The organism is Variovorax sp. 770b2 (assembly GCF_900115685.1).
Classification (GTDB): Bacteria; Pseudomonadota; Gammaproteobacteria; order Burkholderiales; family Burkholderiaceae_C; genus Variovorax.
The window spans coordinates 42,827-57,322 of record NZ_FOXJ01000007.1 but is presented as its reverse complement, the minus strand read 5'-3'; the positions used below and the strand labels follow the sequence as shown (position 1 = coordinate 57,322).

Here is a 14,496-nt window from a genome sequence, read left to right as displayed (position 1 = left end):
AAAGGCGCTGCCCCGCAAGGGTCAGCGCCTTTTTCGTGGCTTCGGCCGGGGCTTACTTGCCCAGCGCGTTCAGCGGCGTGCCGTTGACCTTCAGGCTGCCTTCGCTGAACTCGACCTGTCCGGTGACGTGCTCGCCGTCGCGCTTGACGAAGCCCAGCTGCTCGCCTTGCTCGACCAGCCCGGCCACCTTGTCGGGCGGCGGCGTCTGGCCGCTCTCGGCGCCGGTGGCGGCGATCTGCTCGAGCCACTGCACCGGCAGCCGCGCGTTGGCCTTGAGCACGCCGCGCTTCATGAGCAGCGCCATGCCCGGGGCCTGCAGGTCTTCGTCGGTCACGCCGACCATGCCGGCCGTGTAGCTGATTTCGCCGCGCTTGCCGCCGATCTCGACCACCATCTTGTCCAGCCCGAATTCGGGGCTGTACTTGGCCATGGCCTTCAGGTCCGGGGCGAGCTGGTCGGCCAGTGCCTTCATCGCGGCCTGCGTGGCCTTGCTGCTCTTGCCGCAACCGGCGGCGGCGCTGGACTGCAGGTACGCGTCGGCCAGCTTCTTGTAGCCGGCGGCGTGGATGCGGCGCGCGCCACTGCTCATCTCGAACTTGTCGATGCTCGTCTCGCCGATCTTGCCCTGGCCCTTGAGGGTGGCGTCCGAGGCGTAGAGGCCGTCCTTGATGCTGGCGTCGCCCGTCAGGTCGATGTTCTGCAGCAGCACCTTCACGGGCTTGTGCGTGCCGGCCGGCGCGTCGGCATCGGCGCCGCCGGCAAGGCCCTTGGTGGCGGAGAGCTCGAAGGACTCCAGGCGGCCTTCGGTCTTGCCCGTGGCCAGGATCCAGCCCGCGCTGTTGTCCATGTCGGCCTTGGCGGTGAGCTTGCCCATCTTCACCTGCACGCCCTTGGCGGCGTCGTTGAAGTCCAGGCCGGGCATCGTCATGTCGTAGCGCGCCTTGGTGCGTCCGGCGTTCACCTCGATGTGGGCGTGCGCGCCCTGCCAGGCGAGCACGCCCTTGCCTTCCTCGGCCAGCCTGGCGGGCGCGACGGCCATGTCGATGGCGTAGCTGCCGTCGAAGTTGACCTTGGTGAATGCCGTCAGCGGCCTGGCCTTGCCGAACAGCTTCTCGGCCTCGGCCTGGGCCTTGATGTCGAGCACCAGCTCGCTGTCGATGGTGGCCGCCGCGAGCGTGCCGCCGGCGATCGGGCCGTGGTGGATGGTGTCGCGGATGGTGATGCGCAGGGGCTTGGGCGGCTTGGCCTGGGTCTCGTCGCGGTCTTCCTCCTCCTCGGGCTCCTCGCCTTCCGCGGGCTTGGCGGCGGGCGCCTGCGCCACGGCGGCGGCATCGGCCGCGCAGCCGATTTCCATCGTGACGGTGCTCACGGCACCGAAGAAGCTGCGCTCGTACTTGCGCTCGGTCACGCGGACGAATGCGGTCTGCCTGGGCATCTCGTCGAGCGCGGTTTCGTAGATCGAGCGGACCTTCGATCCGGTCCACCAGGTGCTCCCCCCGTAGGCGACGACGATGGCCGCGGCCACGGCTCCCAGAACTGCTTTCTTGCTCAAGGCTTGCTTTCTTTTATCGAATGATCGGATGGGCCCGCGCCGACCAGGGGCAAGGCGGGCCTCGCGTCACCCCCTCCGGCGACGCCGGCCGATGCTAACGGACGCGAACGTCACGCAGACACATCGCCCGCGCATTCGAGTTCTCTATACAATCGCGCGCCTGTTCCGGTGGCCATAGCCCGTTCGATGGACGAGATGTGACTTCCGGCACGGGGCGCCGCGGGTTTCTGCAGGGCTTTCGGGGGTATAACCCCGGGGTTCGCAACTCGCGAGCACCCCGACAACGTGGAGCCCGCGCGGCACGAAAGCTGCGAGTGGTTCCCATGGGAGGAGACACCCAGTGAAAGCGCGTTCCAGTTCGTCCAAGGAGCCAGTCACCGTGAAGAAACCCGCCGCCAAGGCCACGCCAGCATCCAAGCCCGCCGCAAAGAAGGCGCCGGCTGCGAAGGCTGTACCCGCGGCGAAAAAGGTTTCCGCCACCGCGAAAGCGCCTGCAACGAAGGAGAAAAGCGCGTCCAAAAAGCCCGCAGCACCACCGGTCAAGGCCGTTGCTGCTGCTGCGACAAAGAAGTCCGTCCAGCCCGCCAAGCCTGCAACCGCAACCAAGACCGCAGGCACGGGTCCATCGTCATCCAAACCCGTCGGCCGCCCTGCTGCCGTTCCTTCCGCTCCCCCGATCCCCATGAAAAAAACGGCTGCCGCCTCCTCTTCCGCCCCGGCGACACCCTCGATGCCCGCTCAAACCGCCACGCCCGCACCCGCCGCGCGTGGGGGCCGTGTGTCCCGGCTGTCGCAACTGACCGTCCCCTCGATGCCGCAGTCCGTGGCGTCGACTGCCGCCAAGTCCAGCTTCTCGCAAGCACCGTCCACCGCGCTGGTGCCGCCGCCGCCGCTGGCCGTCAAGAAAGACCCCAAGCTCGCGAACAACTGGAAGACCAAGTCGCCCGCCGAGCTGACCGATGCCGAAGTCATCGCGATGCCCGACACCGAGTACATGAACGAAAAGCAGATGGCGTTCTTCCGCCTGAAGCTCGTCGAACTCAAGCGCGGCATCCTGGAAAATGCCGGCGAGACCACCGAGCACCTGCGTGAGGACACCGTGGTCGTGCCCGATCCGGCCGACCGCGCCACCATCGAGGAAGAACACGCCCTCGAACTGCGCACGCGCGACCGCGAACGCAAGCTGCTCAAGAAGATCGAGCAGTCGATCCAGCGCATCGACGCCGGCGACTACGGCTACTGCGACGAGACCGGCGAGCCCATCGGCGTCGGCCGCCTCCTGGCCCGCCCGACTGCCACGCTGTCGCTCGAGGCGCAACAGCGCCGCGAGCTCAAGCAGAAAATGTTTGGGGATTGAACGCCATCGCGGTAGATAAAAACCAGCCCGCTCGATAGTCTTCGCCGAATGCCAAAGGAAGAATCGGGCCGCCTTTTTTCGAAGGTGGCCAAGTTTGTCCGCAATCCGCTCAAGGATTGGTCGGAGCTGGATGCGCCTTCCGCCGCGACGTCGGACTCCTCGCTGCCCGAGCAGACCTACAGCCGGGAGATGCTCAAGGAGATGATCGAGCGGCGCCAGCGCAACGATTTCGTGCGCCGGCGCGAGTTCGACATGCTGCGCAAGCTGCGCCAGCGCGAGGCGGCGGCCCACGCCTTCGAGGCGACGGTCACGCCCTCGTCGTTCAACATCAACAGCTCCTCGGAAAAGTCCGAGGGCCGCGCGCTCACGCTCAAGAAGATCGACGAGATCGAAGAGCAGATGTCGCAGCAATGGTGGAAGGGCCGCGGCCCGAACGGCGAAACGCTGGTCAACCCGCCGCCCGATGCCGGCGCCGAGACGCTGCCGCCCGTGCATGTGGACGATCTGCTCCAGCCGCCTCCCGTGCATCGCGCGGTGGCGGCGGTGGCGCCCGTCGAAGCCGCGGGTGCGGCCGCAGGCACCGGCGGTGCGCCGCCGCTGCTGTCCTCCCGGCTCGCGCACGACGGCGCGATGGAAGAGGCGGTGATCCGCTTCGCGCACGGCGACGATGCGGGCGCCGAGGCCATCCTGCTACAGGCCCTGGCCTCCGACACCCCGCCGGGCACCGAAGGCGAGAACGACGCCGCGGCCGAGCGCGACGACAGCCGCTGGCGCACCCTGTTCGACCTGTACCGCGCCACCGGCGACGCCGCCAAGTTCGCGGCCGCCCGCATGCGCTACGCGCAGCGCATGAAGCGCATGGGCCCCGATTGGGTCTCGCTCGAAGAGCTGGCACGCAGCGTGAAGGCGGTGACCGCCAGCGAAGACGCCGAGCAGGGCGGTGACGGCGGCGCCCTGGCCGACTGGAACAGCCCCGCGCGCCTGGCTCGCGACGGGCTGATGAGCCTCACGCGCGCGCTGTCGCAGGCCGGTTCGGTCTGGACGCTCGACTGGCGCTCGCTGACCGCCATCGAACTCGAAGCGGCTGCGCCCTTGCGCGTGCTGCTGACCCACTGGGCCGATTCGCCGGTCAAGCTGCGCTTCATCGGCACCGCGCAACTGCTGGCGGTGCTGGCCGAGGCGGCGCCCAACAACGAGCGCGGCACCGACGACGTGTGGTGGCAGTTGCACCTGGCCGCGCTGCGGGTGATGCACCTGCCCGACGATTTCGAGCTGGTGGCGCTCAACTACTGCATCACCTACGAGGTGTCGCCGCCGTCCTGGCAGGACCCGCAGGGCGAATGCACTGCGCTCGCCGCGCCGCCGCCGAGCCGCGGCGGTTCGGTGTGGTCGCTGCTGTCGAGCGCCGAATCCGAGAGCTTCCCTTCGCACGACACCGGCTTTGCCGCGCTGGCGGGCGACCTGCGGGGCGAATCGCTGTCCTCCTGGCAGCGGCTGGACACGGACCTGCGGCACACCACGGCGCCCGTCATTTCGTGCGCTGCGCTGCTGCGCATGGACCTGGCGGCCGCCGGCACGCTGCTGAGCTGGGTGCGGGCGCGGGACGCCAATGGCGAGCGGGTGCAGTTCGTCGATGCGCATCGGCTGATCGCCGCGCTGTTCGGCCTCGTGGGCATTGCGGACCACGCAACCGTAGCCGTTCGAAAGAACTGAAACCGCCCTGTTTCGGGGTTGCATTGCCATCGGCCATCCCCAGATGGCTGCGATGGAACAGTTTCACGGCACCACCATCGTGAGCGTGCGCCGCAAGACCCCCCAAGGCGATCAGGTCGCCATCGGCGGGGACGGGCAGGTCACTCTCGGCAATATCGTCATCAAGGGCACGGCGCGCAAAGTGCGGCGGCTCTATCACGGCAAGGTGCTGGCCGGCTTTGCCGGCGCCACCGCCGACGCCTTCACGCTTTTCGAGCGCTTCGAGGCCAAGCTCGAAAAGCACCAGGGGCACCTCACCCGCGCGGCGGTCGAGCTCACCAAGGACTGGCGCACCGACCGCGTGCTGCGCAAGCTGGAAGCCATGCTGGCCGTGGCGGACGCCACCACCTCGCTCATCATCACCGGCAACGGCGACGTGCTGGAGCCCGAAGACGGCGTGATCGCCATCGGTTCGGGCGGTGCGTATGCGCAGTCGGCGGCCAAGGCGCTGCTCGACAACACCGACCTTTCGGCCGAGCAGATCGTGCGCAAATCGCTGGCGATCGCCGGAGAAATCTGCATTTACACGAACATGAACCACACGGTGGAAGCGCTCTGACCATGTCCATGACCCCCCAGGAAATCGTCTCCGAGCTCGACAACCACATCGTCGGGCAGCCGGCCGCCAAGCGCGCCGTGGCCATCGCCCTGCGCAACCGCTGGCGCCGCCAGCAGGTCGAGGAGAAGCTGCGCAGCGAGATCACCCCGAAGAACATCCTCATGATCGGCCCGACGGGCGTGGGCAAGACCGAGATCGCCCGCCGCCTCGCGCGCCTGGCGGATGCGCCCTTCATCAAGGTCGAGGCGACCAAGTTCACCGAGGTGGGCTACGTCGGGAAGGACGTCGATTCGATCATTCGCGACCTCGCCGAAATCGCCGTCAAGCAGACCCGCGAATCCGAAAGCGCCAAGGTGCGTGCGCGCGCCGAAGACGCTGCCGAAGACCGCATCCTCGACGTGTTGCTGCCCCCGGCGCGCGGCGCCGATGGCGCAACGCCTGCGCTGGACGCCCCCAACCCCACGCGCCAGGCCTTCCGCAAGAAGCTGCGCGAGCACCAGCTGGACGACAAGGAAATCGAGCTCGACCTGGCCGAAACGCGCACGCCGCTCGAGATCATGGGCCCTGCCGGCATGGAGGAGATGACCGAGCAACTGCGGGGCATGTTCGGCCAGATGGGCGGCGGCAAGCGCAAGACGCGCAAGCTCAAGATCGCCGAGGCGCTGCGCCTCTTGATCGACGAGGAGGCGGCCAAGCTGGTCAACGAGGACGAGATCCGCGCGCAGGCCATCACCAACGCCGAGCAGAACGGCATCGTCTTCATCGACGAGATCGACAAGGTCGCCACGCGCAGCGAAGCGCAGGGCTCCGATGTGTCGCGCCAGGGCGTGCAGCGCGACCTGCTGCCGCTGGTGGAGGGTACGGCCGTGACCACCAAGTACGGCGTGGTGCGCACCGACCACATGCTGTTCATCGCGAGCGGCGCGTTCCACCTGAGCAAGCCGAGCGACCTGATCCCCGAGCTGCAGGGGCGCTTTCCGATTCGCGTGGAGCTGCAGTCGCTCTCGGTGTCGGACTTCGAGAGCATCCTCACGCAGACCCGCGCATCGCTCGTGAAGCAGTACCAGGCGCTGCTCGCGACAGAGGGCGTGACGCTCGATTTCCAGCCCGATGGCGTGACCCGCCTGGCGAGCATTGCCTTCGAAGTGAACGAGCGCACCGAGAACATCGGCGCGCGCCGTTTGTCGACCGTGATGGAGCGCCTGCTCGATGAGGTAAGCTTCGACGCGGCCCGCATCGAGGGTCAGACGATCCGCATCGATGCCGCCTACGTCGACGAGCGCCTCGCGGCACTAAGTCACGACGAAGACCTTTCGCGCTTCATCCTCTGAAGCCGCTTCTCTTCCCCCTGTAACGGGGGAATGCTTCACGCATTACTTTCACTGCGTGAGCTAAGTACTTCATTTTCAACGAAATTCGCCGATTCCGAGGTTTTGGAATCGGCGCTAAGTCGTTGATTCCATTACAAAAAATACCACCAACGGCCAGTTGCGCCCCAAGTGTTTCCTGCTACAGTGCAAAAAAGTGCAGTTAAGTGGGAAAAAGTGCGGATAGTGCCCCTTTCGGGTATTGCAGCACCTCCCAACACAGGGGTTCGTGGTCGTGTTTCAAGGCGCTTCATCGCTCAGTCTGGATGCCAAGGGGCGGCTCTCCGTGCCGACCCGGCACCGTGACGTCCTGAGCGCGACGGCAGGCGGCCAGCTCACGATCACCAAGCATCCGCACGGGTGCCTCATGGTGTTCCCCCGTCCCGAATGGGAAAAATTCCGCGATCGCATCGCCGCGCTGCCGATGTCGGCGCAATGGTGGAAGCGCGTTTTCCTCGGCAACGCGATGGACGTGGAGATGGACGGCACCGGCCGCATCCTGGTCTCGCCCGAGCTGCGCGCCGCCACCGGCATCGCGCGCGACACGCTGCTCCTGGGCATGGGGAACCACTTCGAACTCTGGGACAAGGCCACCTACGAGGCCAAGGAGGCCGAGGCCACCCAGGGCGAGATGCCGGATGTGTTTCAGGACTTCGCGTTCTGAGGACCCACGTGAACACCCCATGGACCCATACGACCGTCTTGCTGAACGAAGCGGTGGAAGCCCTTCTTTCCGGCAGCGCGGCGGCCGCCGGCACCTATGTCGATGCAACTTTCGGCCGCGGAGGACACGCGCGGGCGATCCTCGCGCGGCTGGCGCCGGAAGGCAGGCTGATCGCGTTCGACAAGGATGCGGAAGCGGTGGCCGAAGCAGCGCGCATCTCGGATGCGCGTTTTTCCATCCGGCACCAGGGATTCCGTTCGCTGGGCGAATTGCCCGACGCCAGCGTGGCCGGCTTGCTGATGGACCTGGGCGTGAGTTCGCCGCAGATCGACAACCCGGTGCGCGGCTTCAGTTTTCGATTCGACGGCCCGCTCGACATGCGCATGGACACCACGCGCGGCGAGAGCGTGGCCGATTGGCTGGCAACGGCCGAACTTCAGCAGATTGCAGAGGTGATCCGTGACTATGGCGAAGAACGGTTTGCTGTTCAGATTGCAAAGGCGATTGTTGCTCGCCGACAAGAACGGGGCGCAATTTCAACCACCACCGAACTGGCCGAGCTCGTGGCTGGCACGGTCAAAACCCGCGAGCAGGGCCAGAACCCTGCAACGCGCACATTTCAGGCTTTTCGGATTTTCATCAACGCCGAGCTTGAAGAGCTGCAACAGGCGCTAGAGGCGAGCCTGTCCGTGTTGCAGCCCGGCGGCCGGCTCGCGGTGATCAGCTTCCACTCGCTGGAAGACCGCATCGTCAAGCAGTTCATCGCCAAGCACTCCAAGGAGGTCTACGACCGCCGGGCGCCTTTTGCTGCCCCCAAGGTGATGAAGCTCAACGCGCTCGATCGCATCAAGCCGTCCGAAGACGAAGTGCGCGGCAACCCGCGCTCGCGCAGCGCCATCCTGCGCGTTGCGGAACGCACCGAGGCCAACTGACATGGCCCGCCTGAACCTGCTCCTGCTGATGGCCGTCATCGCGACGTCGCTCTATCTCGTCCATACGCAGTACCGCTCGCGCCAGCTCTACACCGAGCTGGACCGCGTGCAGCAGGAGGCCCGCCGCCTGGAGACCGACCACGACCGCCTGCAGGTCGAGAAGCGCGCCCAGGCCACCCCGCTGCGCGTGGAGAAGCTCGCCAAGGAGCAGCTGCAGATGCGCACCACCACGCCGGCCATCACGCAGTACGTGCGCCCGGACGGCTCGGTGATCCCGGCCGTCGCGCCGCTGCCGCCGGTGACGCCGCCCAAGCCGGCCGCCACCACCGCCAGGGGGGCTGCACGATGAGCCGCAGCGACCGCAGCGTGCGCTACACCACCAGCCCCTTGCTCGCGAGCAAGACGCCGGTGTGGCGCAGCAAGTTCATTGTCGCGGGCATCGCCTTCGGCTTCGTCATGCTGGCGGCGCGGGCTGCCTATGTGCAGGTCTTCAACAACAGCTTCTTCCAGCGGCAGGGCGAGGTGCGCTTTGCGCGCACGCTGGAGCTGCCGGCCAACCGCGGCCGCATCCTGGACCGCAACGGCCTCATCCTGGCCTCCAGCGTGGTGGCACCCAGCATCTGGGCCATTCCGGAAGACATCGAGCGCGACGACCCCGAGGTGCGCGCCAAGCTCAAGCAGGTGGCCAAGCTCCTGGAGATGCCGCAGAAGGATTTCGACAAGAAGCTGCAGGACGAGGACAAGACCTTCGTCTGGATCAAGCGCCAGGTCGACGAGCCCATCGCCAAGCAGATCGCCGCGATGAACCTGAAGGGCATCTACCAGCGCAAGGAATACAAGCGCCAGTACCCCGAGGGCGAGGCGGCCGCGCACGTGGTCGGCTTCACCAATGTGGAAGACAGCGGGCAGGAAGGCATCGAGCTTGCGTTCAACAAGGAACTGGCCGGCAAGGCGGGTTCGCGCCGCGTCATCAAGGACCGCCTGGGCCGCGTGGTCGAGGGCGTGGGCGACATCGTGCCGCCGCTCGATGGCCAGGACATCCAGCTGAGCGTGGACAGCAAGGTGCAGTTCTTCGCCTACCAGAAGCTGCGCGACGCGGTGACGGCGCGCAAGGCCAAGGCCGGCAGCGTGGTGGTGCTCGACTCCATCACCGGCGAGGTGCTGGCGCTGGCCAACTATCCGAGCTACGTGCCCGACAAGCGCCAGAATCTCACCGGCGAACAGCTGCGCAACCGCGCCGTCACCGACACCTTCGAGCCCGGCTCGACGATGAAGCCCATCACCGTCGGCATGGCGCTGGAAGCCGGCCGCGTGAAGCCCTCCACGCTCATCGAAACCGGCCCCGGCCGCTACCAGATCGGCGGCTTCACCATCAGCGACACCCACAACTACGGCACGCTCACGGTCGAGGGCGTGATCCAGAAGTCGAGCAACGTCGGCGCGCTCAAGATCGCGCAGAAGATGACCCCGCACGAGATGTGGGACACCTACACCGCGCTCGGCTACGGCCAGAAGCCGCAGATCCAGTTCCCCGGCGCGGTCACCGGGCGGCTGCGCCCGTGGAAGACCTGGAAGCCGGTCGAGCAGGCCACCATGGCCTACGGCTACGGCCTGTCGGCGTCGCTGTTCCAGATGGCGCATTCGTACACCTCGTTCGCGCACGACGGCTCGATCATTCCCGTCACCATCCTGAAGACCACCGAGGCGCCGGTCGGCGTGCGGGTGTTCTCGCCCTCCAACGCGCTGGCCGTGCGCAAGATGCTGCAGATGGCCGCCGGCCCCGGCGGCACCGGCACGCGCGCGCAGACGGTCGGCTACTCGGTCGGCGGCAAGTCGGGCACGGCCCACAAGCAGGTCGGCAAGGGCTACGCGAGCAACAAGTACCGCGCCTGGTTCACCGGCATGGCGCCCATCGAGAAGCCGCGCATCATCGTCGCGGTGATGATCGACGAGCCCAGCGACGGCCAGTATTTCGGCGGCGTCGCCGCGGCGCCCGTGTTCAGCGAAGTCGTGCAGCAGACGCTGCGCATGATGAACGTCGCGCCCGATCTGGCGGTCAAACCCCTTGTGATGACGCAGGGCGTCGACGAGAGCTTCTGAGCATGCTGACACTCACATCTCCCCAACTGGCCGCGCAGTGGCTCAAGGCGCGCGTGCAGGGTGCGCTGCATGCCGACAGCCGGCCGGTGGGCGCGGGCGATGGCTTCATCGCCTGGCCCGGTGCCGCGACCGACGGGCGCAAGCACGTGGCCGCCGCGCTGGCGCAGGGCGCCGCGGCCTGCCTGGTCGAGTACGAAGGCGTCGATGCCTTCGGCTTCGATCAAAGTGAATACAGCGACCGCATCGCGGCCTACCCGGGCCTGAAGGCGGCCACCGGCCCGATCGCCTCGGCCTTCCACGACAACCCCTCCGCGCTGCTCGACGTGCTGGCCGTGACCGGCACCAACGGCAAGACCTCCACCGCGTGGTGGCTGGCCGAATCGCTTTCCTCGCTGCGTGCGGCCGGCGGCGTTCGCGCGATGCGGCCCGACGGCACCATGGAGCGCGGTGCGCCGTCGCCCTGCGCCGTGATGGGCACGCTGGGCATCGGCGTGCCGCCCGAGCTCACCTACACCGGCCTCACCACGCCCGACCCCGTGATGATGCAGGGCGCATTGCGCGACATGGTCGCGCACGGCTTCGGCGCCTGCGCCATCGAGGCCTCGTCGATCGGCATCGCCGAACGCCGGCTCGACGGCGCGCGGATCGCGGTCGCGGTCTTCACCAATTTCACGCAGGACCACCTCGACTACCACGGCAGCATGGATGCCTACTGGGAAGCCAAGGCCGAGCTGTTCCGCTGGCCGGGCCTGCGCGCCGCGGTCATCAACATCGACGACATGCACGGCGCCAGCCTGTGCGCCAACCTCGTGGACGCCGGCATCGGCGCGCTCGACGTCTGGACGGTGTCAGCCGGCGGCAAGGCGGCGCGCCTCGTGGCGCGCGACATCGGCTACGACGCGCAGGGCCTGCAGTTCTCGGTGGCCGAGCACGGCACCGCGTCGGTCGAGCGTCTGTCCACCGGCCTCATCGGCCAGTACAACGTGGCCAATCTGCTCGGCGTGCTGGGTACGCTGCGCGCGCTGGGGCTTTCGCTGTCGCAGGCGGTGGCGGCTTGCGCCAATCTCACGAGCGTGCCGGGCCGCATGGAGCGCGTGAGCATCGGCGGCCATGCGCCGCTCGCGGTCGTCGACTACGCGCACACGCCCGACGCCCTCGACAAGGCGCTCGCCGGCCTGCGCCCGCTGGCGCAGCAGCGCGGCGGCGCGCTCTGGTGCCTGTTCGGCTGCGGCGGCGACCGCGACCCGATCAAGCGCCCGATGATGGCCGCCGTCGCCGAGCGCCAGGCCGACCACGTCGTCGTGACCAGCGACAACCCGCGCAGCGAAAAGCCCGACGCGATCATCAGCCAGGTGCTGCGCGGCTTCTCGCGCTCCGACGCTGCCCAGGTGCAGCCCGACCGCGCCGCCGCCATCGCCGATGCGATCGCGCAGGCCGCGCCAGAAGACGTGGTGCTGATCGCCGGCAAGGGCCACGAGGCCTGGCAGGAAATCGCGGGCCAGCGCCTGCCGTTCTCCGACAGGGCCCATGCAATGGATGCGCTGACGAAACGAGGTGCGGCATGAGCGATATGACGCCGCTCGACCTGACGCTCGCCCAGGCCCAGCAATGGATTCCCGGTTCGCGCCTCGTGGGCGACCCGGCGACGGTCATCGCGCGCGTGCACACCGACACCCGCACGCTGGCGCAGGGCGACCTGTTCGTCGCGCTCAAGGGCGAACGTTTCGACGCGAACGATTTCCTGGCGCAGGCCAGGGAGCAGGGCGCAGTCGCGGCCATCGCCCATCACGGCCTCGAAGCCGCCGGCCTCGCGGGCCTCGAAGTACCCGACTCGCTGGCGGCGCTCGGCGCGCTCGGCGCGGGCTGGCGCGCGCAGTTCGAATTGCCGCTCATCGCCGTCACCGGCAGCAACGGCAAGACCACCGTCACGCAGATGATCGCGGCGATCCTCGTCGCCTTCCGTGCCGACCGCGCGCTGGCCACGGCCGGCAACTTCAACAACGAGATCGGCGTGCCGCTCACGCTGCTGCGCCTGCGGGCGCGCCACCAGCACGCGGTGCTGGAGCTGGGCATGAACCATCCGGGCGAGATCGCGCGGCTGGCCGCCATCTCGCGCCCGACCATCGCGCTGGTCAACAACGCCCAGCGCGAGCACCAGGAATTCATGGCCACCGTCGAGGCGGTCGCCATCGAGAACGCCGCCGTGTTCGCGGTGCTGCCCGACGACGGCACGGCTGTCTTCCCGTATGGCGACACCTTCACGCCGCTGTGGACCGACATGGCGCACGACGGAGGTTCCCGCCGCTGCATGACCTTCGGCGAAGACGCGGGCGCCGACATCTCGCTGGACAGCGCCGAATGGAAGCAGGGCGCCTGGGCCGTGCGCATCCGCACGCCGCTGGGCGCCTTCGACGCGCAACTGCACATCGCCGGCCGCCACAACGTGGGCAACGCGCTGGCGGCCACCGCCTGCGCGCTCGCCGCGGGCGTGCCGATCGAGCGCATCGCCATCGGCCTGTCGGCCTTCGAGCCGGTCAAGGGCCGCTCCAGGGCCAGCGAAGTCGTGCTGTCGAACAAGCACACGCTCACGCTGGTGGACGACAGCTACAACGCCAACCCCGATTCCGTGATCGCCGCCATCGACGTGCTCGCGGGCCTGCCCGGTCCGCGTCTCCTGGTGCTCGGCGACATGGGCGAGGTGGGCGACCGCGCGCCCGAGTTCCACGCCGAGGTCGGCGCCTGGGCAAGGCAGCGCGGCATCGAGGCCGTCTACACGCTCGGCACGGAGACCGCGCACACCGTCGCGGCCTTCGGGGATGCGGACAACGGCCGTCATTTCGGCGACTACGACGCACTGCACGCCGCCGTGCTGGCGCGCCTGCCGCTGGTCGGCAGCGTACTGGTGAAGGGCTCGCGCTTCATGAAGATGGAGCGCGTGGTGCAGGCGATTGGCGATCTCGCCCAGTCACACCCCAAAACAACAAAAGGAGGCCGGTCATGACGCATGAGCCGCGCGATACACCATGCTGCTGACCCTCGCCCAATGGCTGCAGACGCTCTCGCCCGAGTTCGGGTTTCTGCGCGTCTTCCAGTACCTCACCTTCCGCGCGCTGATGGCTGCGGTGACCGCGCTCGTGGTCGGCCTGGTGGCCGGCCCCTACGTGATCCGCCGCCTCGCCGCGCTCAAGATCGGCCAGCCGATTCGCGGCTACGGCATGGAAACGCACCTCACCAAGAGCGGCACGCCCACCATGGGCGGCGTGCTGGTGCTGTTCGCCATCGCCTTCGCCACGCTCCTGTGGTTCGACATTTCCAACCGCTTCGTGTGGATCGTGCTGTGGGTGACGATGGGTTTCGGCGCCATCGGCTGGGTCGACGACTGGCGCAAGGTGGTGCGCAAGGACCCCGAGGGCATGCGCTCGCGCGAGAAGTATTTCTGGCAGTCGGTGGTCGGCCTGCTCGCGGGCTTCTACCTGCTCTTCAGCATTTCAGAAAGCTCCAACTGGCGCGTGCTGCAGCTGTTCTTCGCCTGGGTGCAGTCGGGGTTCGACCTTGACTTTCCGCCCAAGATCAACCTCCTGGTCCCCTTCTTCAAGGAAGTGAGCTATCCGCTGGGCGGCATCGGCTTCGTGATCCTCACATACCTGGTGATCGTGGGCGCGAGCAACGCGGTCAACCTGACCGACGGCCTGGACGGCCTGGCGATCATGCCGGTGGTGATGGTGGGCTCGGCGCTGGGCGTGTTCGCCTACGTCACGGGCAGCGCGGTGTACTCCAAGTACCTGCTGTTCCCCAACATCCCGGGCTCGGGCGAGTTGCTGGTGTTCTGCTCGGCGATGGCTGGCGCGGGCCTGGCGTTCCTCTGGTTCAACACGCATCCGGCGCAGGTCTTCATGGGCGACGTGGGCGCGCTCGCGCTCGGCGGCGCGCTGGGCACCATCGCGGTCATCGTGCGCCAGGAGATCGTGTTCTTCATCATGGGCGGCATCTTCGTGGTCGAGGCGATCTCGGTGATGGCGCAGGTCATGTACTTCAAGTACACGAAGAAGCGCTACGGCGAGGGCCGGCGCGTGCTCAAGATGGCACCGCTGCACCACCACTTCGAGAAGAGCGGCTGGCGCGAGACGCAGGTCGTGGTGCGCTTCTGGATCATCACGATGCTCCTGTGCCTCGTGGGCCTTTCGACGCTGAAGCTGCGGTGAGAAGAAAAAGC

The 14,496-nt window shown here is 67.7% G+C and carries 12 protein-coding genes; 11 read left to right on the top strand and 1 reads right to left on the bottom strand.

Annotated elements, in window-relative coordinates:
- Positions 1-52 precede the first annotated feature (52 nt).
- On the bottom strand, positions 53-1,552 hold the full coding sequence (locus BM133_RS28030; protein WP_256219376.1) for a YdgA family protein: 1,500 nt from the start codon (positions 1,550-1,552) through the stop codon (positions 53-55).
- A gap of 730 nt (positions 1,553-2,282) precedes the next feature.
- Here BM133_RS28030 and dksA point away from each other — a divergent pair.
- The 11 genes from dksA to mraY all read left to right on the top strand — a co-directional run bounded on the left by dksA (position 2,283) and on the right by mraY (position 14,485).
- Entirely contained in the window at positions 2,283-2,909 is a 627-nt protein-coding gene (gene dksA / locus BM133_RS35805) for an RNA polymerase-binding protein DksA (protein ID WP_093441379.1), read from the top strand.
- Positions 2,910-2,957: 48 nt separating this feature from the next.
- Positions 2,958-4,622, top strand: coding sequence for an STAS domain-containing protein (locus tag BM133_RS28020; protein WP_093441376.1), 1,665 nt, complete (start codon positions 2,958-2,960; stop codon positions 4,620-4,622).
- A 52-nt stretch (positions 4,623-4,674) separates the two neighbouring features.
- Positions 4,675-5,220 (top strand): ATP-dependent protease subunit HslV, encoded by a 546-nt coding sequence (hslV, locus tag BM133_RS28015; protein ID WP_093442010.1) that lies wholly within the window; start codon positions 4,675-4,677, stop codon positions 5,218-5,220.
- A 2-nt stretch (positions 5,221-5,222) separates the two neighbouring features.
- Positions 5,223-6,551, top strand: a complete 1,329-nt coding sequence (gene hslU / locus BM133_RS28010) for an ATP-dependent protease ATPase subunit HslU (protein ID WP_093441374.1) — start codon at positions 5,223-5,225, stop codon at positions 6,549-6,551.
- A 271-nt stretch (positions 6,552-6,822) separates the two neighbouring features.
- Positions 6,823-7,251 carry a division/cell wall cluster transcriptional repressor MraZ gene (gene mraZ, locus BM133_RS28005; protein WP_093442007.1) on the top strand — a complete coding sequence of 143 codons (429 nt, stop codon included), beginning with the start codon at positions 6,823-6,825 and terminating at the stop codon, positions 7,249-7,251.
- An 8-nt stretch (positions 7,252-7,259) separates the two neighbouring features.
- On the top strand, positions 7,260-8,183 hold the full coding sequence (gene rsmH, locus BM133_RS28000; RefSeq protein WP_093441371.1) for a 16S rRNA (cytosine(1402)-N(4))-methyltransferase RsmH: 924 nt from the start codon (positions 7,260-7,262) through the stop codon (positions 8,181-8,183).
- 1 nt (position 8,184) lies between these two features.
- Positions 8,185-8,532, top strand: coding sequence for a cell division protein FtsL (gene ftsL / locus BM133_RS27995; RefSeq protein WP_093441368.1), 348 nt, complete (start codon positions 8,185-8,187; stop codon positions 8,530-8,532).
- Entirely contained in the window at positions 8,529-10,283 is a 1,755-nt protein-coding gene (locus BM133_RS27990; RefSeq protein ID WP_093441366.1) for a peptidoglycan D,D-transpeptidase FtsI family protein, read from the top strand. Before ftsL ends, BM133_RS27990 begins: the two co-directional genes overlap by 4 nt.
- A 2-nt stretch (positions 10,284-10,285) precedes the next feature.
- Positions 10,286-11,848: a UDP-N-acetylmuramoyl-L-alanyl-D-glutamate--2,6-diaminopimelate ligase gene (locus tag BM133_RS27985; protein ID WP_093441363.1), complete on the top strand. Its 1,563-nt coding sequence runs from the start codon at positions 10,286-10,288 to the stop codon at positions 11,846-11,848.
- Complete coding sequence (gene murF, locus BM133_RS27980) at positions 11,845-13,284, top strand: UDP-N-acetylmuramoyl-tripeptide--D-alanyl-D-alanine ligase (RefSeq protein WP_093441361.1); 1,440 nt, start codon at positions 11,845-11,847, stop codon at positions 13,282-13,284. Before BM133_RS27985 ends, murF begins: the two co-directional genes overlap by 4 nt.
- 22 nt (positions 13,285-13,306) lie before the next feature.
- Complete coding sequence (gene mraY / locus BM133_RS27975) at positions 13,307-14,485, top strand: phospho-N-acetylmuramoyl-pentapeptide-transferase (protein ID WP_093441358.1); 1,179 nt, start codon at positions 13,307-13,309, stop codon at positions 14,483-14,485.
- Positions 14,486-14,496 lie beyond the last annotated feature (11 nt).

Coding starts and splice junctions, on each gene's coding strand:
- murF (WP_093441361.1), top strand. CDS start 11,845: ATGAGCGATATGACGCCGCTCGACCTGACGCTCGCCCAGGCCCAGCAA.
- hslV (WP_093442010.1), top strand. CDS start 4,675: ATGGAACAGTTTCACGGCACCACCATCGTGAGCGTGCGCCGCAAGACC.
- mraY (WP_093441358.1), top strand. CDS start 13,307: ATGCTGCTGACCCTCGCCCAATGGCTGCAGACGCTCTCGCCCGAGTTC.
- ftsL (WP_093441368.1), top strand. CDS start 8,185: ATGGCCCGCCTGAACCTGCTCCTGCTGATGGCCGTCATCGCGACGTCG.
- BM133_RS27985 (WP_093441363.1), top strand. CDS start 10,286: ATGCTGACACTCACATCTCCCCAACTGGCCGCGCAGTGGCTCAAGGCG.
- BM133_RS27990 (WP_093441366.1), top strand. CDS start 8,529: ATGAGCCGCAGCGACCGCAGCGTGCGCTACACCACCAGCCCCTTGCTC.
- BM133_RS28020 (WP_093441376.1), top strand. CDS start 2,958: ATGCCAAAGGAAGAATCGGGCCGCCTTTTTTCGAAGGTGGCCAAGTTT.
- dksA (WP_093441379.1), top strand. CDS start 2,283: ATGCCCGCTCAAACCGCCACGCCCGCACCCGCCGCGCGTGGGGGCCGT.
- hslU (WP_093441374.1), top strand. CDS start 5,223: ATGTCCATGACCCCCCAGGAAATCGTCTCCGAGCTCGACAACCACATC.